This is a genomic window from Streptomyces sp. ME02-8801-2C, assembly GCF_033793965.1.
Lineage (GTDB): Bacteria > Actinomycetota > Actinomycetes > Streptomycetales > Streptomycetaceae > Streptomyces.
Genome location: NZ_JARAXP010000040.1, coordinates 1 through 26,685 on the forward strand (window position 1 = coordinate 1; position 26,685 = coordinate 26,685).

General features: G+C 70.8%; 18 protein-coding genes and 1 pseudogene. 14 read left to right on the forward strand and 5 right to left on the reverse strand.

The window, feature by feature from the left end; translation table 11 throughout:
• From infB to PV396_RS44270, 6 genes are all read left to right on the forward strand, one after another.
• Positions 1-2,907, forward strand: a 2,907-nt coding sequence (gene infB / locus PV396_RS44245; protein WP_319214046.1) for a translation initiation factor IF-2, incomplete at its 5' end; no start/stop codon positions are given.
• 313 nt (positions 2,908-3,220) lie between these two features.
• Positions 3,221-3,514, forward strand: coding sequence for a DUF503 domain-containing protein (locus tag PV396_RS44250; RefSeq protein WP_319214047.1), 294 nt, complete (start codon positions 3,221-3,223; stop codon positions 3,512-3,514).
• A 63-nt stretch (positions 3,515-3,577) separates the two neighbouring features.
• On the forward strand, positions 3,578-4,021 hold the full coding sequence (gene rbfA / locus PV396_RS44255; RefSeq protein WP_319214048.1) for a 30S ribosome-binding factor RbfA: 444 nt from the start codon (positions 3,578-3,580) through the stop codon (positions 4,019-4,021).
• Positions 4,018-4,926, forward strand: a complete 909-nt coding sequence (gene truB / locus PV396_RS44260; protein ID WP_319214049.1) for a tRNA pseudouridine(55) synthase TruB — start codon at positions 4,018-4,020, stop codon at positions 4,924-4,926. The genes rbfA and truB overlap by 4 nt, the downstream gene beginning before the upstream one ends.
• Before the next feature lie 258 nt (positions 4,927-5,184).
• Complete coding sequence (locus PV396_RS44265; protein ID WP_319214050.1) at positions 5,185-8,826, forward strand: serine protease; 3,642 nt, start codon at positions 5,185-5,187, stop codon at positions 8,824-8,826.
• A gap of 255 nt (positions 8,827-9,081) precedes the next feature.
• On the forward strand, positions 9,082-10,029 hold the full coding sequence (locus PV396_RS44270) for a bifunctional riboflavin kinase/FAD synthetase (protein ID WP_319214051.1): 948 nt from the start codon (positions 9,082-9,084) through the stop codon (positions 10,027-10,029).
• Between the two features lie 74 nt (positions 10,030-10,103).
• On the opposite strand, the gene PV396_RS44275 is transcribed toward PV396_RS44270, so the two are convergent.
• The 3 genes and pseudogenes from PV396_RS44275 to PV396_RS44280 form a co-directional block, all read right to left on the reverse strand.
• Entirely contained in the window at positions 10,104-12,734 is a 2,631-nt protein-coding gene (locus tag PV396_RS44275) for an AAA family ATPase (RefSeq protein WP_416071589.1), read from the reverse strand.
• A gap of 2,031 nt (positions 12,735-14,765) precedes the next feature.
• Positions 14,766-14,951, reverse strand: a pseudogene (locus PV396_RS45320) (hypothetical protein); the annotation flags it as partial.
• Positions 14,952-15,302: 351 nt separating this feature from the next.
• On the reverse strand, positions 15,303-15,665 hold the full coding sequence (locus tag PV396_RS44280; protein ID WP_319214052.1) for a DUF397 domain-containing protein: 363 nt from the start codon (positions 15,663-15,665) through the stop codon (positions 15,303-15,305).
• Between the two features lie 279 nt (positions 15,666-15,944).
• Here PV396_RS44280 and rpsO point away from each other — a divergent pair, with 279 nt between their 5' ends.
• From rpsO to PV396_RS44305, 5 genes are all read left to right on the forward strand, one after another.
• The gene (gene rpsO, locus PV396_RS44285) at positions 15,945-16,232 is read left to right on the forward strand and encodes a 30S ribosomal protein S15 (RefSeq protein WP_189149835.1); all 288 of its coding nucleotides are present in this window, start codon (positions 15,945-15,947) and stop codon (positions 16,230-16,232) included.
• A gap of 301 nt (positions 16,233-16,533) precedes the next feature.
• Positions 16,534-18,750 (forward strand): polyribonucleotide nucleotidyltransferase, encoded by a 2,217-nt coding sequence (locus tag PV396_RS44290; protein ID WP_319214053.1) that lies wholly within the window; start codon positions 16,534-16,536, stop codon positions 18,748-18,750.
• Complete coding sequence (locus PV396_RS44295; RefSeq protein WP_319214054.1) at positions 18,747-20,126, forward strand: pitrilysin family protein; 1,380 nt, start codon at positions 18,747-18,749, stop codon at positions 20,124-20,126. Before PV396_RS44290 ends, PV396_RS44295 begins: the two co-directional genes overlap by 4 nt.
• Before the next feature lie 49 nt (positions 20,127-20,175).
• A complete protein-coding gene (dapB, locus tag PV396_RS44300) occupies positions 20,176-20,928 on the forward strand; it encodes a 4-hydroxy-tetrahydrodipicolinate reductase (protein WP_319214055.1) in 753 nt (250 codons plus the stop codon).
• A gap of 8 nt (positions 20,929-20,936) precedes the next feature.
• A complete protein-coding gene (locus PV396_RS44305; RefSeq protein ID WP_319214056.1) occupies positions 20,937-21,395 on the forward strand; it encodes a hypothetical protein in 459 nt (152 codons plus the stop codon).
• Positions 21,396-21,525: 130 nt separating this feature from the next.
• On the opposite strand, the gene PV396_RS44310 is transcribed toward PV396_RS44305, so the two are convergent.
• Both PV396_RS44310 and PV396_RS44315 read right to left on the reverse strand, forming a co-directional pair.
• Positions 21,526-22,083: a hypothetical protein gene (locus PV396_RS44310; protein WP_319214057.1), complete on the reverse strand. Its 558-nt coding sequence runs from the start codon at positions 22,081-22,083 to the stop codon at positions 21,526-21,528.
• Between the two features lie 128 nt (positions 22,084-22,211).
• On the reverse strand, positions 22,212-22,451 hold the full coding sequence (locus PV396_RS44315) for a hypothetical protein (RefSeq protein WP_319214058.1): 240 nt from the start codon (positions 22,449-22,451) through the stop codon (positions 22,212-22,214).
• A 185-nt stretch (positions 22,452-22,636) separates the two neighbouring features.
• On the opposite strand from PV396_RS44315, the gene thyX reads away from it, so the two are divergent.
• The 3 genes from thyX to PV396_RS44330 all read left to right on the forward strand — a co-directional run bounded on the left by thyX (position 22,637) and on the right by PV396_RS44330 (position 26,309).
• A complete protein-coding gene (gene thyX, locus PV396_RS44320; protein ID WP_319214059.1) occupies positions 22,637-23,377 on the forward strand; it encodes an FAD-dependent thymidylate synthase in 741 nt (246 codons plus the stop codon).
• A 217-nt stretch (positions 23,378-23,594) separates the two neighbouring features.
• Entirely contained in the window at positions 23,595-24,494 is a 900-nt protein-coding gene (gene dapA, locus PV396_RS44325) for a 4-hydroxy-tetrahydrodipicolinate synthase (protein WP_319214060.1), read from the forward strand.
• 129 nt (positions 24,495-24,623) lie between these two features.
• Positions 24,624-26,309, forward strand: coding sequence for a ribonuclease J (locus PV396_RS44330; RefSeq protein WP_319214061.1), 1,686 nt, complete (start codon positions 24,624-24,626; stop codon positions 26,307-26,309).
• Positions 26,310-26,685 lie beyond the last annotated feature (376 nt).

Genomic DNA, 26,685 nt, shown 5'->3' on the forward strand with positions numbered 1-26,685 from the left:
CCCAAGCCCGCCGCGGCCGAGCGCCCCGCGGCGCCCGCCGCACCGAGCGCGCCGGTCACCCCCGTCACGCCTGCCCCCCAGGGCTCGCGTCCGACGCCGGGTCCCCGTCCCGCGCCGAGGCCGGCCCCCGCGGCGCCGACCACGCCGGAGTTCACCGCTCCGCCGTCGGCTCCGGTCACTCCGGCCGCCGCACAGGCGCCGCGTCCCAGCAGCGGTGCCCGTCCCGGTGCCCCGCGTCCCGGCGCCCGTCCCTCGGGTCCCGGCCAGGACCGTGGCCAGGGCCAGGGTCAGGGTCAGGACCGCGGTCAGGGCCGTGCCGAGCGTCCGGGCGCCCCGCGTCCGGGTGGCCAGGCCGCCCCGCGTCCCGGCGGTGCCCGTCCCGCGGGTCCGCGTCCGGGCAACAACCCCTTCACGTCCGGTGGTTCCACCGGCATGGCGCGTCCCCAGTCGCCCCGTCCGCAGGGCGCTCCGCGTCCGGGCGGCCAGGGTGGCCCCGGTGGCGCTCCCAGCGCCGGCGGTCCGCGTCCGCAGGGTGCCGGCGGCGGCCAGGGTGCTCCCCGTCCGCAGGGCGGTCCCGGTGGCGCGCGTCCGACCCCGGGTGGCATGCCTCGTCCGCAGGGTGGTCCCGGTGGCGCTCCGCGTCCCGGTGGCGGCCCCGGCGGTAACCGTCCCAACCCCGGCATGATGCCGCAGCGTCCCGCTGCGGGCAGCCCCCGTCCCGGTGGTGGCCCCGGTGGCCGCGGTCCCGGTGGCGGCGGCGGTCGTCCGGGTGGTCCCGGCGGTGGCGGCGGTCGTCCCGGTGGCGGCGGCGGCTTCGCCGGTCGTCCCGGTGGCGGCGGTGGCGGCTTCGCCGGTCGTCCGGCCGGTCCCGGTGGTGGCGGTGGCGGCGGCTTCGCCGGCCGTCCCGGTGGTCCCGGTGGTGGCGGCGGCGGTCGTCCCGGCTTCGGCGGTCGTCCCGGTGGTCCGGGTGGCCGTGGTGGCACGCAGGGCGCCTTCGGTCGTCCCGGCGGTCCCGCGCGTCGTGGTCGCAAGTCGAAGCGGCAGAGGCGCCAGGAGTACGAGGCCATGCAGGCCCCGTCGGTCGGCGGCGTCATGCTGCCTCGCGGCAACGGACAGTCCGTCCGCCTGTCGCGTGGTGCTTCCCTGACCGACTTCGCCGAGAAGATCGGCGCCAACCCGGCGTCGCTCGTCGGCGTGATGATGAACCTCGGCGAGATGGTCACCGCCACGCAGTCCGTCTCCGACGAGACGCTGAGGCTCCTCGCGGACGAGATGAACTTCGTCCTCGAGATCGTCAGCCCGGAGGAGGAGGACCGCGAGCTGCTCGAGTCCTTCGACATCGAGTTCGGCGAGGACGAGGGTGGCGAGGAGTTCCTCGTCGCGCGTCCGCCGGTCGTGACCGTCATGGGTCACGTCGACCACGGTAAGACCCGCCTCCTCGACACCATCCGCAAGACGAACGTCGTCGCGGGCGAGGCCGGCGGTATCACGCAGCACATCGGTGCGTACCAGGTCACGACCCAGGTCAACGACGAAGAGCGCAAGATCACCTTCATCGACACCCCGGGTCACGAGGCGTTCACCGCCATGCGTGCCCGTGGTGCCAAGTCGACCGACATCGCGATCCTCGTGGTGGCGGCCAACGACGGTGTGATGCCCCAGACGATCGAGGCGTTGAACCACGCCAAGGCGGCCGACGTGCCGATCGTGGTCGCGGTCAACAAGATCGACGTCGAGGGTGCCGACCCGACCAAGGTGCGCGGTCAGCTCACCGAGTTCGGTCTGGTGGCCGAGGAGTACGGCGGCGACACGATGTTCGTCGACATCTCCGCCAAGCAGGGCCTCAACATCGACGCCCTCCTGGAGGCCGTGGTCCTCACCGCGGACGCCTCGCTCGACCTGCGGGCCAACCCGGAGCAGGACGCGCAGGGTATTGCGATCGAGTCCCACCTCGACCGTGGCCGCGGTGCCGTCTCGACGGTCCTGGTCCAGCGCGGCACGCTGCGCATCGGCGACACGATGGTGGTCGGCGACGCGTACGGCCGAGTCCGGGCCATGCTCGACGACAACGGCAACAACGTCGAGGAAGCGACTCCGTCGACCCCCGTCCTGGTGTTGGGTCTCACCAACGTCCCGGGCGCCGGCGACAACTTCCTGGTCGTCGACGAGGACCGTACGGCGCGTCAGATCGCCGAGAAGCGGGCGGCGCGCGAGCGCAACGCCAACTTCGCCCGCCGGGGTGTCCGGTTCTCCCTGGAGAACCTGGACGAGGCCCTCAAGGCCGGTCTGGTGCAGGAACTCAACCTCATCATCAAGGGCGACGCGTCCGGTTCGGTGGAGGCTCTCGAGTCCTCGCTGCTCCAGCTCGACGTCGGCGACGAGGTCGACATCCGCGTCCTGCACCGCGGTGTGGGTGCGGTCACCGAGTCGGACATCGACCTGGCGACCGGCTCCGACGCCATCGTCATCGGCTTCAACGTCCGCGCTGCGGGCCGCGCGGCGCAGATGGCGGAGCGCGAGGGCGTCGACGTCCGCTACTACTCGGTGATCTACCAGGCCATCGAGGAGATCGAGGCGGCCCTCAAGGGCATGCTCAAGCCGGAGTACGAAGAGGTCGAGCTCGGTACGGCGGAGATCCGCGAGGTCTTCCGCTCGTCCAAGCTGGGCAACATCGCCGGTGTGCTGGTCCGCTCCGGCGAGGTCAAGCGCAACACCAAGGCGCGGTTGCTGCGCGATGGCAAGGTCATCGCGGAGAGCCTCACCATCTCCGGTCTGCGTCGCTTCAAGGACGACGTCACCGAGATCCGCGAAGGGTTCGAGGGCGGTATCAACCTCGGCAACTTCAACGACATCAAGGTCGACGACGTCATCGCGACCTACGAGATGCGCGAGAAGCCGCGCGGCTAAGCGGTAGGTAGTGCGTGCAGTCCAGCTGGCCGGCAGGGTGAGGTCCCCGTCGGCCAGCTGGGGCTGAACGGACCTTGTCCTCAAACGCCGGACGGGCTGATTACCCAGCCCGTCCGGCGTTTGAGGACGAGCGCGTTCAGCGCGAAAGGGGGTCTGGGGGCACAGCCCCCAGGGATGGGACGGGTAGGGGCGGCGGGGGCGAGGAACAATCCCGTCGAGCCACCGGCCCATTCGCTGTACCGTTCTCGAAGTCCCCGCCCACACCGTCGGCGGGGCCATCGATCCCGCACCGGCGGGTCATCCGGATACACACATGTACGTGGGGACTCTGTCCTTCGACCTCCTGCTCGGCGACGTACGCTCGCTGAAGGAGAAGCGCTCCGTCGTCCGCCCGATCGTCGCCGAACTCCAGCGCAAGTACGCGGTGAGCGCGGCCGAGGTCGAGCACCTGGACCTGCACCGCAGAGCCGGCATCGGCCTGGCGGTGGTGGCAGCGGACACGGGGCACATCACCGATGTGCTGGACCACTGCGAGCGACTGGTCGCCGCCCGCCCCGAAGTGGAACTGCTGTCCGTACGACGGCGCCTCCACGGCGACGACGACTAGCGCCGGTGACCAGCACGCACGAACGACCAGAAACGCAGAACAGAAAGAACGGGAGACGGACCAGTGGCCGACAACGCGCGGGCGAAGAGGTTGGCTGACCTCATCCGAGAGGTGGTGGCCCAGAAGCTGCTGCGCGGGATCAAGGACCCGCGGCTCGGCACCCAGGTCACCATCACGGACACCCGGGTCACCGGGGACCTTCGGGAGGCGACCGTCTTCTACACGGTGTACGGGGGCGAGGAGGAGCGCGCGGCCGCGGCCGCCGGTCTGGAGAGCGCCAAGGGCGTTCTGCGCTCCGCGGTCGGCCAGGCCGCAGGTGTGAAGTTCACGCCGACCCTGACCTTCGTCGCGGACGCCCTCCCGGACACGGCCAAGAACATCGAGGACCTCCTCGACAAGGCCCGTGCCTCCGACGCACAGGTGCGCCAGGCGTCCGCGGGCGCCGCGTTCGCCGGTGACGCGGACCCGTACAAGAAGCCGGACGACGAGGACGACACCGCCGAATGACGCAGAAGAACACCAGGACGCCCGACGGGCTTGTCATTGTCGACAAGCCGTCGGGCTTCACTTCGCACGACGTCGTCGCCAAGATGCGCGGGATCGCCAGGACCCGCCGCGTCGGACACGCCGGCACCCTCGACCCCATGGCCACGGGCGTGCTCGTCCTCGGGGTGGAGCGGGCGACCAAGCTCCTCGGCCATCTGGCGCTGACCGAGAAGGAGTACCTGGGCACCGTCCGCCTCGGCCAGAACACGCTCACCGACGACGCCGAGGGGGAGATCACCTCCTCCACCGACGCCTCCGCGGTCACCCGCGAGGGCATCGACGCAGGCGTCGCCAAGCTGACCGGCCGCATCATGCAGGTGCCGTCCAAGGTCAGCGCCATCAAGATCAACGGCGTGCGCTCCTACAAACGTGCCCGCGAGGGCGAGGAGTTCGAGATCCCGGCCCGCCCGGTCACCGTCTCGTCCTTCGCGGTGTACGACGTCCGGGAAGCGGTCGCGGCCGATGGCACCCCCGTACTCGACCTGGTCGTGTCGGTGGTGTGCTCCTCCGGTACGTACATCCGCGCACTGGCCCGGGACCTGGGCGCCGACCTCGGGGTCGGCGGTCACCTCACCGCGCTGCGCCGGACGCGGGTCGGCCCGTACAAGCTGGACGGGGCACGAACGCTCGACCAGTTGCAGCAGGAACTGACGGTGATGCCGATCGGCGAGGCGGCCACGGCCGCGTTCCCACGCTGGAACGTGGACGAGCGCCGGGCACGGCTGCTGACGAACGGTGTACGGCTGGAGATGCCCGAGGAGTACGCGGGCGTGGGCGCCGTCGCCGTGTTCGATCCCGCCGGGCGGTTTCTCGCCCTGGTGGAGGAGGAGAAGGGCAAGGCGAAGAGCCTCGCGGTCTTCGTCTGAGCCTGCCGCTGCCGCGCCGTGGAGCGGCGATCACGGGGACACGTTCCCGCCGCTCCACGGTTCCCCCTCGGTTCCCCCACCCAGAGGTGTATCCACCCCTCAGGATTCATTCACCCGTCCGGGCAGGCGCTCGGAGTGAACCGAGGGGGCGGAAGGGGGCGCGTTCGCCGCACGCCCTGTCCTGCTGATCATCGATTGCCTACCGTCGACGTAGACGCGTGCGTACGCAGGCTCGCGTGTTCGGCGGGGAGGTCGACGATGACGGGACGGGGCCCGCGCGCCGGGGGCGGCCGTCGGCCGTCGGCCGGTGCGCCCAGGGCGAGGGACGGCGAAGCCGGCGCGGAGGCTGCCGACGATTCGCTCGTACGGGTGTGTGACCTGGCTGGACGCCCACGCGGCATGGGCTTCCTGGCCGACCACCACGGCACTCTGATCACCAGCCACGAGGCAGTCGACGGCCTGGCCCGGCTGGTCCTGCACAGCGCCGCCGACCGTACGTGTGCGGTGTCGACGGCGGACGCGGTGACCCCTCTTCCGGCGCTCGGCCTGGCCCTCGTACACACCGAGGGCCTGCGGGTGGACCCGCTCCCCGTCTCCGTACGGGACCGGGTCGCGACCGGCACGTATGTACGGATCATGGCGGGCGGCTGGCGCGAGGCGCGCGTGCTCGGCACCACCGACGTCAGGTATACGGCCACGGTCCGCTTCCATCTCCTCTCCGACGCCCTCGAGTTGGCGATCGGCACAGCGGGCAGTGACGCACTGCGACTGGGCGGCGGCGCGGCCGGGGGACCGGTGCTCGACCGTACGACGGGAGCGGTGCTGGGCGTTCTGGGCACAGCCCTGTCACCGCAGCCGACGGCAGCGCCGGGAGAACCGGCCGGACACCGCGCGGCCGGTTTCGCACTCCCGCTACGCGACCGGCAGGCGGACGGGCTCGGACCACTCACCGAGCTCCTCGCCCGCAACGCGGCGACGGTGCCCGCCTACGGCGCCGACCTGAATCTCGCCGGCGTCCTGGAACTCACGGCCACCTCGGTGGGCTCGGACGGACCGCCGGGCGCGCTGGCGGGCTTCAGGGGGCGTACGTCGGCCGGTGTGGACGCGGGAGCGGTCGAGCCGGTCGAACGGGCGGAACTGGCCCGCGAGTTGAAGGCCTTCACCGTCGAACGCGTGACCCCGGCCGTCCTCCTCGGCCTGGTCGGGGCCCCGGGCAGCGGCCGTACGACGGAACTCGCGGCCCTCGCCGGCCGCCGTCACCGGGACACGGAACCGGCCCCCACCCTGTGGCTGCGCGGCGCCGACCTGCGCGACGACGACACCTCGGTGGCGGACGCGGCCCGCCGCGCACTGGACCGGGCGGCCCGGATCGTGGCCGCGTCGGGTGCGTACGGCACCGACCTCGGCGACATCACCCCGGAACGCTTGGCCCGCCTCGCCCACCTGACCGGCCGCCCCCTTCTGCTCCTCCTCGACGGCCCGGAGGAGATGCCGCCGCTCCTGGCCCACCGTGCCAAGGACTGGACAAACGCGACGCAGGACTGGCTCCACGAGACGAACGCCCGCATGGTGATGGCCTGCCGCCCGGAGTACTGGGAACAGACGGCGGGTGTATCCGAACGCGCGCCCCAACCCGAATCCCCGTCCCATCCCCCACCCGAGTCCCACCCTCAGCCCCATCCTCCGCACCACCTCCTCCTCACCGACCTCACCGAAGCCGAGGCGCGGCAGGCCCAAGTCCGCTACGCCATCCCTCCGTCCGCCCTGATGCCCCAGGACGCCCGCCACCCCCTCACCCTCCGTCTCCTCTCCGAAGTCCGCGCCGCCCTGCCCGCGCTCCCCGAAGCCCCCGACGCCCGCACCCCCCGGCTCGACCGGCACACCGTCTTCACCGCCTACCTCGACCTGATGTGCCTGCGCATCGCCGTCCGCCTCGCCGTCGAGAACGGCCTGCGTGGCACGTCGGTACGCCGCCTCGCCGCCAGGGTGTCCGGCCAGGTCCATGAGGCCGCCCGTCGCAGCCTGGGCCCCGGTCAGGGCGAGTTGGACCGCGCGTCCTTCGAGTCCGTGTTCCCCTGGGGCCCCGCCCCGGCCCGCCTCGGCGGCGGCACGGGCTGGGCCTCCGCCGTCCTCACCGAGGGCCTCCTCGTCCCCGCCGGGACCGGCTACCGCTTCGCCCACGAGGAACTCGCCGACTGGATCCAGGGCACGCACCTGGACCTGGACGAGGCACTGCACGCCCTGGTCCACCGGCGCCGCCCGGACAACGGCAAGGACACGGCACCCGTCCCCGTACCGCACCACCGCATCGGGCCGGTCGTCCAGGCACTGCTGCTGCTCGCCCGCCAGCACGGCGCCCCCGAACTGGCGCACCGGCTCAGGGAGTTGGTGCAGGCCCTGAACCCCGGGTCCGCGCCCCGCGCCACGGCCGCCACCTGGTGGGCCGTCCATCTCCTGACCGACGTACTCCGCAACGTCCCCGACGCGACCCCGTACACCCATGTCCTGCGTCTCCTCGCCGACCACATCGTGGGCTGCCGCCGACAGAACCGGCCGGTGCCTCCGGAGTGGGGTCCCTCCTTCTGGACCGCCCTCCCGCTCCCCGAAGCCACCCGCGTCGACCTCCTGCGCCGACTGGTCGCCGGCGACGACCCTCCGGACCGGTCCGACCGGCCCCGCTACCTGGACGCCGTGGCCGACCTGCTCGCCGCCGACCCCACCGCCGTACAGCCGCTTCTCGCGTGTTGGTTCGACGACGACCGTCCGCTGCCCGCGATGCCGGACGCGACCGTGGCGACCGCCGCACAGGCGCTGCTGCACACCCACCGCCACCGGGCGCTGGACGACCTGACCGAGGTGCTCGTCGCCAGCGGGCACCGGCGCGGGGACGAACTTCTCGCCGTGCTCGCCGAGGAGGAGCCGTCCGCCCTCTGCCGGGCCGTGGACCGATGGGCGCACGACGAGCGGCCGGCCCGGCGGGGCGCGGCGATGGCGTACGCACCGCGCGCCGCACCCCATGCGCGCACCGAGGCCGACCGCGACCTCCTGCGCTACGCGGCCCTCGCGCTGCTCGCCCGCCCGGCCGACTGCACGCTGCACGACGGTGCGCTCGCGCTCCTCGTCCGTGATCCACACACCCGCGACCGTCATCTCCCGCAGGCCTTGCGGCACTTCACGTCCGGTGACCCGCACCTCCCGCCGAGCGCCCTGGGTGCGGCCCTCGCGACCCACCCGGAACCGGTCCTCGACGCGTTCCGGACCAGACTGCTCGGGCCGGCGGCCGACGACGCCCTGCACACCCTCGCCGACCTCACGACCCCGGCCCTGGCCCGCCGGGTCGCCGCCCTCGTACGGGAGGTGGTGGAGCGCCGGCCGGAGACCGCCGGGCACATGGCCGAGTACGTCGACCGGCGCCTGGGTCAGGGGCCCGCCGTCCGGCCCGTACTCCTCCCCCTCGTCATCGGCCTCCTCGACGGCGGCCCGGCATCGGTGCGCGCGGCCCTGGCGACCGTGCTCGCCGCGCCCGGGACGCCCGCCTCACACCCCCTGCGGCAAGAACTCCTCGAAGCCCTCCTCGTCAAGGAGCACGACCCCACCGTCCTGACCGCGCTGCTCCGGGCGACCGTGGAGGGCGCGCACCGCCACGGCGAGCCGCGCACCCGCGGGCTGGTGCACCGCTGCGGGCTGCTGCTCGTCCGCACGCCGGACGGCGCGACGCGTTTCGACTGCCTCCTGGTCGAGCTGAGCAGACGAGTACCCGGGTTCGCGGTGCTGGTGGCGGGCTGGCTGACCGAGACCCCGGGGGAATGGGCCGCGGTGGTCGGCCCCAGCACCCGCCGCATGATCGAGAACCTGGCGGGTGTCCGGGTCCCCGCCTGGTCCTCGCACAGCCACGCCTGATTCCCGTCTGATTCCCGCCTGATTTTCCCCTGGTTTCCGCCCGGATCATGCTCCGGACCAGGTTCCGAGGCCCGCTCCGGGGCGACATTCGAGGCGACAGTCGACAATCGGTCGCGTGCGCCCTGTCACAGCCTCCATGCCGATGCGGGCGGGGCGCGCTCGGCATGGCACCCTTAGACCTGCGTGAGAAGGCCTGCGTGAGAAGGCCTGAGTAAGAGGCAGACACGGACACGGGTTCGACGAGGAGCGGTCACAGTGCAGCGCTGGCGTGGCTTGGAGGACATCCCCGAGGCCTGGGGACGCAGCGTCGTCACCATCGGCTCCTACGACGGAGTCCACCGCGGACACCAGCTGATCGTCCGGCACGCGGTGGACCGCGCTCGTGAGCTGGGCATTCCCTCGGTCGTCGTCACCTTCGACCCGCACCCCAGCGAGGTCCTGCGCCCCGGCAGCCACCCGCCGCTGCTGGCCCCGCACCACCGTCGCGCCGAACTGATGGCCGAACTGGGGGTCGACGCCGTCCTGATCCTCCCGTTCACCAAGGAGTTCTCGAAGCTCTCCCCGGCCGACTTCGTCGTCAAGGTCCTGGTCGACAAGTTGCACGCCCGGGCGGTCGTAGAGGGCCCGAACTTCCGTTTCGGCCACAAGGCGGCCGGCAACGTGGAGTTCCTGGCGGAACTCGGCCGCACCTACGACTTCGAGGTCGAGGTCGTCGACCTGTTCGTGTCGGGCGAGGCGGGTGGCGGCGAGCCGTTCTCGTCCACGCTCACCCGGCGCCTCGTCGGCGAGGGCGACCTCGGCGGCGCGCGCGAGATCCTCGGCCGCCCGCACCGCGTGGAGGGCGTCGTGGTCCGGGGCGCCCAGCGAGGCCGTGAACTCGGCTTCCCCACGGCCAACGTCGAGACGCTGCCGCACACCGCGATTCCGACCGACGGTGTGTACGCGGGCTGGCTGCACGCGGACGGCGAGGCCATGCCGGCCGCGATCTCCGTCGGCACGAACCCGCAGTTCGACGGCACGGAGCGGACGGTGGAGGCGTACGCGATCGACCGGGTGGGCCTCGATCTGTACGGTCTGCACGTCGCCGTCGACTTCCTGGAGTTCGTGCGCGGCCAGGCCAAGTTCGACTCCCTGGACGCGCTGCTCGTGCAGATGTCGGAGGACGTGAAGAAGTGCCGTGAGCTGATCGCGGCGGCGGAATAACGCTGAGGCGGGTAGTAGGTAGGTACTACAAGAGAAGGCGGCCGGTGCCCGAGGGCACCGGCCGCCTTCTTCGTTCACCCCTGCTGCGGGTGACCCGGCTGCGGAGGCTGCTGCTGGGGCGGCTGGAAGGGCTGCCCGGGCTGCGGCGGGTAGCCGTAGGGCTGCTGCGGAGGGTACGGCTGACCGGGCTGGGGCGGCGGGTACTGCCCGGGCTGGCCGGGCGGAGGCGGGTACTGCCCGGGCTGGCCGGGCGGAGGCGGGTACTGGTGGCCCTGCCCCGGAGTCGGGGGTGCCGCCGGATACGGCTGCCCCTGAACCGGCTGCCCCGGAATGTGCTGCTGGTGTCCCGGCATCGGCGGGGCCGCGACCGGCGGCGGATTGCCGTCGGACGTCCACAGCCCGTGCATCTGCTGATGCCGTACGAAGTCCTCGGCGACCATGGCGGCGAGGTTGAAGTAGGCCTCGCGGACCTTGGGCCGCATCATGTCGAGGTCGACCTCGGCACCGGCGGCGAGGTGTTCGTCGAAGGGAACCGTGATGACACCACGGCAGCGCGTCTCGAAGTGGGAGACGATGTCCTCCACCTTGATCATCTTGCCGGTCTCGCGCACACCAGAGATGACGGTGATGGACCGTGAGACCAGATCCGCGTACCCGTGCGCGGACAGCCAGTCCAGTGTCGTACTGGCGCTGCTGGCACCGTCCACGGACGGTGTCGAGATGATGATCAGCTGATCGGCGAGGTCGAGGACGCCCCGCATGGCGCTGTAGAGCAGGCCGGTACCGGAGTCGGTCAGGATGACCGGGTACTGCTTGCCCAGGACGTCGATCGCGCGCCGGTAGTCCTCGTCGTTGAAGGCGGTGGAGACGGCCGGGTCGACGTCGTTGGCGATGATCTCCAGCCCGGACGGCGCCTGGGAGGTGAACCGCCGGATGTCCATGTACGAGTTGAGGTACGGGATTGCCTGGACGAGGTCACGGATGGTGGCCCCGGTCTCGCGCCGCACACGGCGGCCGAGCGTACCGGCGTCCGGGTTGGCGTCGATGGCGAGGATCTTGTCCTGCCGCTCGGTGGCCAGGGTCGAGCCGAGCGCGGTGGTCGTGGTCGTCTTGCCGACGCCGCCCTTGAGACTGATCACGGCGATGCGATAGCAGGACAGCACCGGCGTGCGGATCAGCTCGAGCTTGCGCTGCCGCTCGGCCTCCTCCTTCTTCCCGCCGATCTTGAACCGGGAGGGCGCGGCTGCGGGCCGGCCGCTCTTCGCCTTCTGCTTCTTGTTGTTGAGCAGCCGGTCGGAGGACAGCTCGACGGCCGCGGTGTAACCGAGCGGTGCGGCACCGGGGTTGGTCATCTGGCGCTGGTCGTGCTGTATCGGCTGCGGCCAGGCGGCCCCGGTACGCGGGTCCACGGGCGGCTGCGGCCCGGCGGGATGCCCGGGCATACCCTCCGGCTCGGGCCGGCCGTACGGCTGCGGAGGCGACGGGGGGACGGCCTGCCCCGAAACAGGCGGCGGCGTCTGAGGCCCGGCCTGCGGCTGAGCCTCATCGGCCTGCTGCGGCACCGGAGGCTGCGGCGGCGCCTGCTGCGCGGCCGCCTGCGGGAAGGGGAACCCGTACCCACCGGGCACCCCGGGGACCACCGGCTGCCCCGGGTGCGGGAAGCCGTAGCCGGGCGGCGGGGGAGCAGGCGATCCGGCGGGCGGCGGAAACCCGTACCCGCCCTGAGGACCGGGCCCGGGGACGGGCGGCCCGCTCGGTGCGGGTGCGGGTGCGGGTGCGGTTGCGGGGCTCGGGGGCACGGAGTTGGGGGCCGAATCCGGGGGAGTGGAGCCGCCCGGGGTAGCGGGAGCCGGGGGTTGACCGTCGGACTGGGGGGAGCCAGGGCCGGCCGGGGCGATGGCGCCGGGGGGCGGGAAGCCGTATCCGGCGTGGGGGTTGGGGCCTGCCGGGTCCGGGGCGGGTGCACCCGGGTGGGGCAGGTTGGGGTTGCTCTGGGGGTTGGGGGCCGCGGGTGCGGTCGCTGGCGCGCCGGGGGGCGGCGGGAATCCGTACCCCGCTTGGGCGTTGGGGCCTGACGGGTTCGGGATGGGCGCTCCCGGCTGGGGCAGGCTGTGACCGCTCTGGGGGTGCGGAGGCATGGGCGCGCCGGGCGGCGGGAACCCGTACCCGGCTTGGGTGTTGGGGGCTGCCGGGTTCGGTGTGGGCACTCCGGGGCGGGGGAAGCCGTAGTCACCTTCGGGACGGGGGCCCGTGCTGTCGGCCGGCGCTGCCGAGGGCGACCCGGCGGGGGAGGCTCCCGGGGCGGGGGTGCCCGGGGCAGGTGCACCTGGGGTCGGGACGCTGTGTCCGGCCTGGGCGTCGGGCCCCGCCGGGTTCGGGGTGGGTGCTCCCGGGTGGGGGAAGCCGTAGCCGCCCTGGGGGTTCGGGGCGGGGGTTGGCGCACCTGCGGGCGAAATGCTGGGCTCGCCCTGGGGGTTGGGGCCCGCTGGGCCGGCGGCCGGCACTCCCGGTTGGGGGAGGCTGTGGCCGCTCTGGGGGCCGGAGGGTGTGGGTGCGGGTGACGGCGCTGGTGCGCCTGGGGGCGGGAATCCGTATCCGGCTTGGGTGTTGGGGCTTGCCGGGGCCGGGGCAGGCACTCCCGGCTGGGGGTAGCCGTAGCCGCCCTCGGGGTTTGGGATGGAGGCTGGGACGCCAGGAGTCGGGATGCCGGGCTCGGCTTGGGCGTTGAGGCCTGCCGGGTTCGGGGTGGGCGTTCCCGGGTGGGGGAAGCCGTAGCCGCCCTGGGGGTTTGGGGCGGGGGCCGGTGTGCTGGGATCGCCTTGTGCGGTGGGACTTGCCGGGTTCGGGGTGGGCGTTCCCGGGTGGGGGAAGCCGTAGCCGCCCTGGGGGTTTGGGGCGGGGGCCGGTGTGCTGGGATCGCCTTGTGCGTTGGGACCTGCCGGGGCCGGGGTGGGCGCTCCGGGGTGAGGGAAGCCGTAGCCGCCCTGCGGGGTAGGGGCGGGTGCGACGCCGAGCTGGCCCTGGGGGTTCGGGCCCGCAGGGTTAGAGGCGGGCGCTCCCGGGGCGGGCAGATGGGGGCCGCTCTGAGGGGTGGGGGCCGGTGCGCCGGGGGGCGGGAAGCCGTACCCCGCCTGGGCGTTGGCGCCGGTCGGGCCGGCGGCGGGCGTGTTCGGCGGAGGGAAGCCGTAGCTGCTGCCCTGGAGGTTCGGGGCCTGCGGCCGGCTGCCCGGGGGCGGGAAGCCGTACCCCGCCTGGGCGTTGGGGTCCGGAGCCGCCTGCGGGGGGAAGCCGTAGCCGGCGGGCGGTGCGCCAGGCGCCGGGGACTGCGCGGCCGGGTGCGGGGGCGGGAAGCCGTACCCCGTCTGCGGGGTGGCAGAAGCCGGTGGCGGCGGGGGAGCGTTCCAGGCGGCGGGCGCGGGCTGCGGGGCCTGCGGCTGGAAGGGGGGCTGCGCCGACGGTACGGGCGGCTGCAGGCCAGGCACGGCGGGAGGCTGAGGCTGCTGGCCCGGTGCCGGGGCGGTCGACGCGGCCTGGGGCTGAACGGGCGCTGCTTCCGGCTGGGCCGGCGGCTGGGGGTTCGGCTGTGCGGGCCACTGTCCCGCCGGAACGGGAGCGGCCGGCTGGAACGACGGAGGCAGGGGCGGCAGGCCGCGCTGAGTGGTTGACGGGGGCGCCCACGAGGGCGGCACCGTCCCGGGCGCGCCCTCCGGCAGCGGGGGCAGGTTGAGCGGTGCACTGGGCACCGAGTCCCGCGCGGGCGCGGCCGGCGCGGAGTTCCGTACGTCATCCTCCGCGTCCGCCACAGGCAGCGCGTCCTGGGACTCGGAGGCAGTGTCGGCCTCGGCGTCCTCGGGCTCGACGACCTCGGCTTCGGTTTCGGCGACCACCGGTTCGGCGGCTACAGCTTCCTCAGGCTCCACGTCGACGCGCTCGGCATCCTCGGCGTCGTCGGTCTCCGCGTCCTCGAGCTCGACCGCCTGCGGCGGTACGGAGGCATCGGTGACGTCCTCATCCTGGGGCTCTTCCACCCGGTGTTCGGGAACGGCGCCGCTCGCGTCTCCGGCGTCCGTACCCTCCGCACCCTCGTCCACCTCAGCTTCAGCGGAGGGCGCGACCACGTCTCCCATGGACTCCGGGACACTCGCCGCGACTGCGACAGCCTCGGCCTCGACGTCCACCTCGGCGGAGTCGTCACTGGACTCGCCGGAGTCGTCGGCGTCGTCGGTCACGAGTACCGGCTCGGCATCGGGCTGCGCGGCGGCAGGGGTGATGCGCATCGTCGAGCCGCTCTCCAGGTCACCGTCTCCCACCGCGTCCGTCGGCGGAGCCGGAGGGGTCCACTGGGCCTGGAATCCGCCCACGGGAAAGCTGGGGACAGCCGTGGGGCTCGCGGGACCGCCCGGAGCCGCCGACTGCGGCACCGCAGGCTGGAACCCACCACTCACCGGCAGCCGGGGCACCCCGACAGGACTCACGGGACCGGGGTCAGAAGGAACGGAAGAAGCAGGCGCAGCACCGGGGACGGAACCCTCCGCACCCACACCCGCACTCGACGGCGCGTCCGCACCGGTACCTGCATCCGCATCCGCGTCTCCGGGTGACCCTGCGTCCGATTCGACGTCCGACTCGACGTCAGATTCCGCACTCGTCTCGTCCCCCGACGCCCCCGACCCCCCCGACGCGTTCTGCGTGTACCAGGCAGGCGTCGCGTAATCGATGGTGAACTCGCCCGTCATCTCGCTGGCGGACTCCGCGTCGGACTGGTCATCGCCGGGTGTGGCCCAGCCCCCGCGGATCCCGTCCGGATCGCTGTTCACAATTCCTCCTGGTGTGGTCGAGCACCCTCTTGTTGTGCTGGCCGACCATTTCTCGTCTGTATTCGTCTCGTCCGCAGCCGGCTTTCCCGTGGGTTGTGTCCACATCGTCCGGCGTCGGGCGGTGGAGGTCGTCCGATCTGTCCGGCTCTCCCCCCGGTACTCCACCCAGCCTAATCACCATGACCCCCGCCCCGGCAGGCCCGTCCGCCCCTCAGTGGCCGTCCAATACGTCACAGCCTGACCGGAACCGAATCCAGTCGCTCTCGAACCGCCCGCCATGGCAAGAGAGTTGACAGGACCGGCACTACATCCGCCCCACCGGTTCCCCAACCTCACATGCATAGTAGGCGGCCCCTCTGACAAGTCCCCTCGCGAAAAACGGCAAGAAAAGAGGGGCGGGGCCGATACACCGCACCGGCCCCACCCCTTGAAACATCACTCAAAACCGCTGAGCGACTACTCCACATCCCCACCCGAATCCGTATGCGAGCCGGAAGGCGCGGCCTCGGCCGCCGCGAGCCCGCCGTTCACCTCTGTCGGTTCCAGATCGAACTCCCCGTCACGGGCCCCCAGCACGAACGCCGTCCACTCCGCCTCCGTGTAACGGAGAACGGTGTCGTGGTCGAGCGAGGACCGCATGGCCACCGCCCCGTCGGGGAGGTAGGCGATCTCGACCCGCTCCTCGTGCTCCTCCGTGCCGGGGGCCCCGTGCCACTCGACGCCCGAGATGTCGAGGGAGTAGAGCTCGTCACGCTCCCGCTCCTTGCGCGCCTTGACGTCCTCATCCTGTGAGCCCGGTGCGCCCTGTGCCTCCGCCATGGCGAAGCGACCCCTTCCCGACGTATGTGATACGACAACTACGATCTGTGCTCTCACCCTAGTGGCCGAGCGCGGCCCACCCGGGCTGTTTGCATACCGCGGTAAGGGCAGCCGCTGCCTGCTGCTATCCTGGTCGACGGCCGTTTGTGTACGCACCCCTGGAGTCAGCACTCCGGAGGCAGCGCGCAGCGGATCCCCGCCTCTCGAGTAACGGAAGCTCCCCTGAGTTGTGGACCAGGGGCACTCGGTGGCTCTACAAAGACTTTACGAGGAGTACACGTGTCGCTCGACGCCGCAGTGAAGAAGCAGCTCATCAGTGAGTTCGGTACCAAGGAGGGCGACACCGGCTCCCCCGAGGTCCAGGTCGCGATGCTCTCGCGCCGTATCTCGGACCTGACCGAGCACCTCAAGACGCACAAGCACGACCACCACTCCCGTCGTGGCCTGCTGATCCTCGTCGGTCAGCGTCGCCGCCTTCTCCAGTACCTGGCGAAGAAGGACATCCAGCGCTTCCGTGCGCTGGTCGACCGCCTCGGCATCCGCCGCGGTGCGGCGGGCGCCAAGTAACACGCCGTGGAGGGAGCGGTTCCCACTTTTAGGGGGCCGCTCCCTTTGCTGTACGTGCGGAGTGTCACCACCTCTTTGTAGTGTGGTAGCACAACGCAATACGCAGGACACAACAGGACACACACGCGGAGAAGTGCACCTCGCCGCCGCCGGTCCTCGGTAGTGGCCCCCGGGAACCGACTCCCGGGTGCTTCGATCGAAGACCGGCCCGCAACCAGAAGGCGCGCTTCTCCGACCCCATGTCCCTCTGCCACACGGGCAGGACGGGACAAAAGACGAAAAAGTATCGGAGAAAACGCTAGTGGAGAACGAGACCCACTACGCCGAGGCCGTTATCGACAACGGTTCCTTCGGCACCCGCACCATCCGCTTCGAGACGGGCCGTCTGGCCCGCCAGGCCGCCGGCTCCGCCGTGGCCTACCTGGACGACGACACCATGGTGCTGTCGGCCACCACCGCCTCCAAGAACCCCAAGGACCAGCTCGACTTCTTCCCCCTCACGGTGGACGTCGAGGAGCGCCAGTACGCGGCCGGGAAGATCCCCGGTTCCTTCTTCCGTCGCGAAGGCCGGCCCTCCGAGGACGCGATCCTCACCTGCCGCCTCATCGACCGCCCGCTGCGCCCGTCCTTCAAGAAGGGCCTGCGCAACGAGATCCAGGTCGTCGCCACGATCATGGCGCTCAACCCCGACCACCTGTACGACGTCGTGGCGATCAACGCCGCGTCCGCGTCGACGCAGCTGGCCGGTCTGCCCTTCTCCGGCCCGATCGGCGGCGTCCGCGTCGCGCTGATCAACGGCCAGTGGGTCGCGTTCCCGACGCACACCGAGCTCGAGGACGCCGTCTTCGACATGGTCGTCGCCGGTCGCGTCCTGGAGGACGGCGACGTCGCGATCATGATGGTCGAGGCCGAGGCCACCGAGAAGACCATCCAGCTGGTCGCGGGCGGCGCCGAGGCGCCGACCGAGGAGGTCGTCGCCGCCGGTCTGGACGCCGCGAAGCCCTTCATCAAGGTCCTCTGCAAGGCCCAGGCCGACCTCGCCTCGAAGGCTGCCAAGCCCACCGGCGAGTTCCCGGTCTTCCTCGACTACCAGGACGACGTCCTGGAGGCGCTCACCGCCGCCGTCAAGGACGAGCTCTCCCAGGCGCTCACCATCGCGGGCAAGCAGGACCGCGAGGCCGAGCTGGACCGCGTCAAGGGTCTCGCCGCCGAGAAGCTGCTCCCGCAGTTCGAGGGCCGCGAGAAGGAGATCAGCGCGGCCTACCGCTCGCTGACCAAGTCCCTGGTCCGTGAGCGCGTCATCAAGGACAAGGTCCGCATCGACGGCCGCGGCGTCACGGACATCCGTACGCTCGCCGCCGAGGTCGAGGCCATCCCGCGCGTGCACGGTTCGGCGCTGTTCGAGCGTGGCGAGACCCAGATCCTGGGCGTCACCACCCTCAACATGCTCCGGATGGAGCAGCAGCTCGACACCCTCTCCCCGGTGACGCGCAAGCGCTACATGCACAACTACAACTTCCCGCCGTACTCCGTCGGCGAGACCGGCCGCGTCGGCTCCCCGAAGCGCCGCGAGATCGGCCACGGCGCGCTCGCCGAGCGCGCGATCGTGCCGGTCCTGCCGACGCGCGAGGAGTTCCCCTACGCGATCCGTCAGGTGTCCGAGGCCCTCGGCTCCAACGGTTCGACGTCCATGGGCTCGGTCTGCGCCTCCACCATGTCGCTGCTGAACGCCGGTGTGCCGCTGAAGGCCCCCGTCGCCGGTATCGCCATGGGCCTGATCTCCCAGGAGATCAAGGGCGAGACGCACTACGTCGCCCTCACCGACATCCTCGGTGCGGAGGACGCCTTCGGCGACATGGACTTCAAGGTCGCCGGCACCAAGGAGTTCGTGACCGCCCTCCAGCTCGACACCAAGCTGGACGGCATCCCCGCCTCCGTCCTGGCCGCCGCTCTCAAGCAGGCCCGTGACGCCCGCCTCCACATCCTCGACGTGATGATGGAAGCGATCGACACGCCGGACGAGATGTCCCCGAACGCCCCGCGGATCATCACCGTCAAGATCCCCGTGGACAAGATCGGTGAGGTCATCGGCCCCAAGGGCAAGATGATCAACCAGATCCAGGAGGACACCGGCGCCGAGATCACGATCGAGGACGACGGCACCATCTACATCGGTGCCCAGGTCGGCTCGCAGGCCGAGGCGGCCCGCGCGACGATCAACTCGATCGCCAACCCGACCATGCCGGAGGTCGGCGAGCGCTACCTGGGTACGGTCGTGAAGACGACCACCTTCGGCGCGTTCGTGTCGCTGCTCCCGGGCAAGGACGGTCTGCTGCACATCTCGCAGATCCGCAAGCTCGCCGGTGGCAAGCGCGTGGAGAACGTCGAGGACGTCGTCGCGGTGGGCTCCAAGGTCCAGGTCGAGATCGCCGAGATCGACTCCCGCGGCAAGCTGTCGCTCATCCCGGTCATCGAGGGTGAAGGCGACGAGGAGAAGAAGGACGACACCGCCCAGTGACGTCGAGCAGCTCCACGGCGACGGCCCGCACCTCTTCGGAGGCGCGGGCCGTTGCCCGTACGCAAACCCTGATCAAGGGCACCAACGGCATCGGCACCGTCCGTAAGACCACTCTTCCGGGTGGCCTGCGCATCGTCACCGAGACCCTGCCGTCGGTCCGCTCCGCGACCTTCGGCATCTGGGCCCACGTCGGCTCCCGCGACGAGACGCCGTCGCTGAACGGCGCCACGCACTATCTGGAGCACCTGCTCTTCAAGGGCACGACGCGCAGGTCGGCGCTGGACATCTCCTCCGCGATCGACGCGGTCGGCGGCGAGATGAACGCGTTCACGGCGAAGGAGTACACGTGCTACTACGCGCGCGTGCTCGACACCGACCTCCCGCTCGCCATCGACGTCGTGTGCGACATGCTCACGGACTCCCTGATCCTCGAGGAGGACGTCAACGTCGAGCGCGGCGCCATCCTCGAAGAGATCGCGATGACGGAGGACGACCCGGGCGACTGTGTGCACGACCTGTTCGCGCACACCATGCTCGGCGACACCCCCCTCGGCCGCCCGGTCCTCGGCACGGTCGACACGGTCAACGCCCTCACCGCGGACCGCATCCGCCGCTTCTACAAGAAGCACTACGACCCGACCCACCTCGTCGTCGCGGCGGCTGGCAACATCGACCACAACAAGGTCGTACGCCAGGTCCGCGCGGCCTTCGAGAAGGCGGGCGCCCTCAAGAAGCTCGACGCCACGCCCATCGCCCCGCGCGACGGCCGCCGCAACCTCCGTACGACCGGACGCGTCGAACTGCTCGGCCGCAAGACGGAGCAGGCCCATGTCGTCCTCGGCATGCCGGGCCTGGCCCGTACGGACGAGCGCCGCTGGGCCCTGGGCGTACTCAACACGGCCCTGGGCGGCGGCATGTCGTCCCGCCTCTTCCAGGAGGTCCGGGAGAAGCGCGGGCTCGCGTACAGCGTGTACTCGTACACGTCCGGGTTCGCCGACTGCGGCCTCTTCGGCGTGTACGCGGGCTGCCGGCCCTCGCAGGTCCACGACGTCCTGAAGATCTGCCGCGACGAACTCGACCACGTGGCCGAGCACGGCCTCTCCGACGAGGAGATCGGCCGCGCCATCGGCCAGCTGCGCGGTTCGACGGTGCTCGGCCTGGAGGACACGGGCGCGTTGATGAACCGTATCGGCAAGAGCGAACTGTGCTGGGGCGACCAGATGTCCGTCGACGACATGCTGGCCCGGATCGCCGAGGTCACCCCGGACGCGGTCCGTGAGGTCGCCCGCGAGATCCTGGGACAGCGTCCGTCGCTGGCGGTCATCGGCCCGCTCAAGGACAAGCAGGCGGCGCGCCTGCACGAGGCCGTCGCCTGACAGCCGTACCCGCTCCACACCCGTATCCGTCCGGTAAGGAAGCAACAACATGAGCAAGCTGCGCGTGGCGGTCCTCGGCGCCAACGGCCGTATCGGTGCCGAGGCGGTACGGGCGGTCGAGGCCGCCGAGGACATGGAACTGGTCGCCGCCCTCGGCCGGGGCGACAAGCTGGAGACGCTCGTCGACACCGGAGCCCAGGTCGCGGTCGAGCTGACCACCCCCGCCTCGGTGATGGGCAACCTCGACTTCTGCGTGCGCCACGGCATCCACGCCGTCGTCGGCACCACCGGCTGGACCGACGAACGCCTCGCGCAGCTCACCGGCTGGCTGGCCCAGTTCCCCGAGACGGGCGTGCTCATCGCGCCCAACTTCTCCATCGGGGCCGTACTGACCATGAAGTTCGCGCAGATCGCGGCGCCCTACTTCGAGTCCGTCGAGGTCATCGAGCTGCACCACCCGAACAAGGTGGACGCGCCCAGCGGCACCGCCTCGCGTACGGCGCAGCTGATCGCCGAGGCCCGCGCCAAGGCGGGCTCCGCTCCGGCACCGGACGCCACGGTGACTGCGCTGGACGGCGCGCGTGGCGCGGACGTCGACGGGGTGCCCGTGCACTCCGTACGACTGCGCGGGCTCCTGGCCCACCAGGAGGTCCTGCTGGGCGGGGAGGGCGAGACCCTGACCGTTCGCCACGACTCGCTCCATCACAGCAGCTTCATGCCGGGCATCCTGCTCGGCGCGCGCCGCGTAGTGGACACCCCGGGCCTCACCTTCGGCCTGGAACACTTCCTCGACCTCGGCTGAGGGACGTCATGCGCGCGAAACTCTCCTACCTCCTCACGGCCGCCGTCCTGGTCTTCTACTTCGTCCTGGTCGGCAGCCGCGGGATCATGCTCATCCAGACCGGCACGGTCCTGACCGTCACCTTCGGCGTGGCAGTCCTGATCCTGCCGGGGATCGGAGTGTGGTTCCTCTGGAAGAACACGCAGTTCGTCCGTGACGCCAACCGCCTCGCGACCGAACTCGAGGCCGAAGGCGGCCTGCCCGTCGACGAGTTGCGGCGCACGCCGAGCGGCCGGGTCGACCGCGACTCGGCCGACGAGGTCTTCGCCAGGCGCAAGGCCGAGACGGAGTCGGCCCCCGACGACTGGCGCAACTGGTTCCGCCTCGCCGTCGCCTACCACGACGCCCGCGACACCCCACGGGCCCGCAAGGCGATGCAGCGAGCAATCGCCCTGCACGCCGGCAAATCACCGGCCCAGACGGCCTGAACACCGGCCTTCGGCACCGTTTCTCAGAGCATGCTGGGAGGGGGCCGGCCCGCGAAACCGCGGGTCGGCCCCCTCCCACCATGCTGCGCTGCTTCCGGTGGTCGCTGTCTCGATACGACCGCGCTGCTGCCTAACCCCGCCCGAACTCCGCAGCCCATGCCTCGACGCTGTCCGCCGCCCGGTCGAACGCCTCCATCCGGCCCAGGAAGTCGGCGTTGTGCGTGGTCAGCAGGGGCGCCAGATCGTCCGCGGCGCGATCCCGTCGTACGAGGAGCAGCGCCTGCCCCTGCACGGTGCGTGGCAGCCCCAGCCAGCGCACCGGCTGCTGCACCGTCCGTACGGCGACGACCTTCTCCCAGCGCGTCGTCCGCGTACCGAGGAACGCCACCCGGCGCAGCCCGTGCGCACTCACCCACACGCCTGTACGCAGCAGTCGCAGCGCGACGGCGATGACGGCCAGCGCGATACCGAGACACACCGCGCCGCCGGAAAACGCGCCGGTGGCGGCGATGATGACGGCCGCGAACAGCACGTACGAGGCGAGCAGCAGCAGAAGCGCCGCCGCACCCACCCGCCACGGGCCGGGCCGGTACGGGCGCCGCCAACGATCGCGGTCGTCGAACGGCAGGGCGTGACCGGCCGCGGCTTCGCCGGAGGCGCGGTCGGCCGTCAGGAAGGGCAGGGGCACGGCTGGTCCTCACTCAGTTCCACGGGCGGGCTGTGCCCGGTGAGGTTATACAGCCGACTGCCCGGTCACCAGCCTCGGGGGTCCGAGGAGGGCCTGACCACGCCATTCGGCCGCAGAACGACGGGAACTCAACGGCTGCCGACGGCCTCGGACTGCTGCGTCTGCCCGGCCTGCCGGTCGACCGACAGCGCGGGCATCCCGAGAACCAGGGAACCCACGAGCCCGGCGACGACGGTGAGCCCCAGAAGCCAGCGCCCGGCTATGTCCCCGGCGGACGCGCGCGGACGCGGCGGGGGAGCGACATTGCTGCGGAACTTGTCGGCCTCGGCGATGAAGGCGAACGGGACGGGCTCGCGCCGGCGGAACATGGGGTGCTTCTCCCTTTGAGGATCGTGAGGATCGAACGAATCTCTGCTGCTTGTACAGACGAGCGAGCGCCCCAAATGGTGCCCGGTTTCACCGAATTACTTCTGTGACGGTGGTGAACGTCCTGTTTGGCGGAAGTCGTAGAGTGGCGTGGCCCGAGTGACGAGATGGAAGGACCCTCCAGACCGTGAGCCCCACCCCCGACGACGAGTTCAAGATCGACCTGCGCAGCGAAGTGACCGTCGAGCTGGTCAAACACAGCGCGGCCGACTCCGACGTGCTGTTCGCGGCCCGTGTGTCGACCGTCGGGGAGCAGTCCCTGGAAGAGTTGAACAAGGACCCGGAGCGCTCGACGGGGCTGATCAACTACCTCATGCGAGACCGGCACGGCAGCCCGTTCGAGCACAACTCCATGACGTTCTTCATCAGCGCCCCGATCTTCGTCTTCCGCGAGTTCATGCGGCACCGCGTGGGCTGGTCGTACAACGAGGAGTCGGGCCGCTACCGGGAGCTGCAGCCCGTCTTCTATGTGCCGGACACCTCGCGCAAGCTCGTACAGCAGGGGCGGCCGGGCAAGTACGTGTTCGTCGAGGGCACCCCTGAGCAGCACGAACTCGTGGAGCACGCCATGGAGGACTCGTACCGCCAGGCGTACCGGACCTACCAGCGGATGCTCGCGCAGGGCGTCGCCCGTGAGGTCGCCCGTGCGGTCCTCCCGGTCGGCCTGTTCTCGTCGATGTACGCCACCTGCAACGCGCGCTCCCTGATGCACTTCCTCGGCCTGCGCACCCAGCACGAGCTGGCGAAGGTGCCGTCCTTCCCGCAGCGGGAGATCGAGATGGTCGGCGAGAAGATGGAGGCGGAGTGGGCCAGGCTCATGCCGCTGACCCACGCGGCCTTCAACGCGAACGGCAGGGTGGCGCCGTAAGGCACACGCACGCGCGTTTCACCACCGGGCACAGATGTACGGACCGGCCTCGCGAAGTGTCCGTATTGCGGTATTTCGGGAGGTTCATCTAGCCTGATCAAACGGACCCGGCACTGCTTGAACCCCCGAGCAGGCAGTGCCGGGCTCCATCTTTGTCATGATTTTTCCTGCACCCCTAGGGCAGACCGTGCCCTGGGCACCGAGTAGCGTGGTACCCATGGCTCCGACCTCCACTCCGCAGACCCCCTTCGGGCGGGTCCTCACCGCCATGGTCACGCCGTTCACGGCGGACGGCGCGCTCGACCTCGACGGCGCACAGCGGCTCGCCACCCACCTGGTGGACGCAGGCAATGACGGCCTGGTCATCAACGGCACCACCGGCGAGTCCCCGACCACCAGCGACGCGGAGAAATCGGATCTCGTACGAGCTGTACTGGAGGCCGTCGGCGAGCGAGCCCACATCATCGCGGGCGTCGGAACCAACGACACCCACCACAGCATCGAGCTGGCCCGCGCGGCGGAGAAGACCGGCGCGCACGGCCTCCTGACGGTGACGCCGTACTACAACAAGCCCCCGCAGGAGGGCCTGTACCGGCACTTCACGGCCATCGCCGACGCCACCGAACTCCCGGTCATGCTGTACGACATCCCCGGCCGCAGCGGCGTCCCGATCAGTACCGAGACGATTGTCCGGCTCGCCGAGCACCCCCGGATCGTCGCGAACAAGGACGCCAAGGGCGACCTCGGCCGGGCCAGCTGGGCCATCGCCCGTTCAGGCCTCGCCTGGTACTCCGGCGACGACATGCTGAACCTGCCGCTGCTCTCCGTGGGCGCTGTCGGCTTCGTCTCGGTCGTCGGCCATGTCGTCACGCCCGAGCTGCGCACCCTCGTCGAGGCGTACGTCTCCGGCGAGGTCCAGAAGGCCACCGAGATCCACCAGAAGCTCCTCCCGGTCTTCACGGGCATGTTCCGTACCCAGGGCGTCATGACCACCAAGGCCGCGCTCACCCTCCAGGGCCTGCCCGCCGGACCGCTGCGCGCACCCATGGTCGAGCTGTCGGTCGACGAGATTGCCCAGCTCAAGATCGATCTTGCTGCCGGCGGGGTACAGCTCTGACAACAGACTTCACAACTGAATACGCGGGACGTACGTGTCCGTAGTCCACATCCAACAACTGCTTTTGCACGAACGTCATGCGCGCCACGTGCCTTGCCGGTACGTGGCGCGTGTGGTGAGGAGAGTCTTTTGAGTCATCCGCATCCTGAACTCGGCGCTCCGCCGAAGCTCCCGAAGGGCGGCCTGCGGGTCACCCCGCTGGGCGGCCTCGGCGAGATCGGCCGCAACATGACCGTCTTCGAGTACGGCGGTCGCCTACTGATCGTCGACTGCGGCGTGCTCTTCCCGGAGGAGGAGCAGCCCGGAATCGACCTGATCCTGCCGGACTTCACGTCCATCAGGGACCGCCTCGACGACATCGAGGGCATCGTCCTCACCCACGGCCACGAGGACCACATCGGGGCCGTCCCCTATCTCCTCCGGGAGAAGCCGGACATCCCGTTGATCGGCTCCAAGCTGACCCTCGCGTTCATCGAGGCCAAGCTCCAGGAGCACCGCATCCGCCCCTACACCCTCGAGGTGACGGAGGGGAACCGGGAGCGCATCGGCCCGTTCGACTGCGAGTTCGTCGCCGTCAACCACTCCATCCCCGACGCCCTGGCCGTGGCCATCCGCACCCCCGCGGGCATGGTCGTCCACACGGGCGACTTCAAGATGGACCAGCTCCCCCTGGACGGCCGCCTCACGGACCTGCACGCGTTCGCGCGGCTGAGCGAGGAGGGTATCGACCTTCTTCTCTCCGACTCGACGAACGCCGAGGTTCCGGGTTTCGTCGCGCCCGAGCGTGACATCTCGAACGTGCTGCGCCAGGTCTTCGCGGGCGCCAGCAAGCGGATCATCGTCGCCAGCTTCGCCAGCCACATCCACCGCATCCAGCAGATCCTGGACGCGGCACACGAGTACGGCCGCAGGGTCGCCTTCGTCGGCCGCTCCATGGTCCGCAACATGGGCATCGCCCGGGACCTGGGCTATCTGAAGGTCCCGCCGGGCCTGGTGGTGGACGTCAAGACCCTCGACGATCTCCCGGACCACCAGATCGTGCTGGTCTGTACGGGCTCGCAGGGCGAACCGATGGCCGCGCTGTCCCGCATGGCGAACAGGGACCACCAGATCCGCATCGTCCAGGGCGACACCGTGATCCTGGCCTCGTCCCTCATTCCGGGCAACGAGAACGCGGTGTACCGCGTGATCAACGGCCTGACCCGCTGGGGTGCCAACGTCGTCCACAAGGGCAACGCCAAGGTGCACGTCTCAGGTCACGCCTCGGCCGGCGAGCTCCTGTACTTCTACAACATCTGCAAGCCGCGCAACCTGATGCCGGTCCACGGCGAATGGCGCCACCTACGGGCCAACGCTGAACTGGGCGCGATGACAGGCGTCCCGCACGACCGGATCGTCATCGCCGAGGACGGCGTCGTCGTCGACCTCATTGAGGGCAAGGCAAAGATCTCGGGCAAGGTCCAGGCCGGCTACGTGTACGTCGACGGACTCTCGGTCGGCGATGTCGGCGAACCCGCCCTGAAGGACCGCAGGATCCTCGGAGACGAGGGCATCATCTCGGTCTTCGTGGTGATGGACTCGTCCACCGGCAAGATCACGGGGGGCCCGCACATCCAGGCCCGGGGCTCGGGCATCGAGGACTCCGCCTTCAGCGACGTCGTCCCGAAGATCACCGAAGTGCTGGAGCGCTCGGCGCAGGACGGGGTGGTCGAACCCCACCAGATGCAGCAGCTCATCCGCCGCACGCTGGGCAAATGGGTGTCGGACACCTACCGCCGTCGCCCGATGATCCTCCCGGTCGTCGTGGAGGTCTGACGGCCGCGGAGGGTGCCTCGGCGGCCCTCTCGCGGGCGTGAACTCGGAGCGGGGCTCCTCGATTTGCATCGAGGAGCCCCGCTCCAGTACGTTTACGGCTCCGCCAGCGAGGGAACCCGGCTCAACTGCGTGCCAGGGACCAACCCGAGCGGGGCGGAAATTCCGACTCAGAACTTCTGATAAAGTCGGACTCGCCGGAAAGGGAAACGCGAAAGCGGAAACCTGGAAAGCACCGAGGAAATCGGATCGGGAAACGGTCTGATAGAGTCGGAAACGCAAGACAGCAAGAACCGAAGGGAAACTGCCCGGAGGAAAGCCCGAGAGGGTGAGTACGAAGGAAGCGTCCGTTCCTTGAGAACTCAACAGCGTGCCAAAA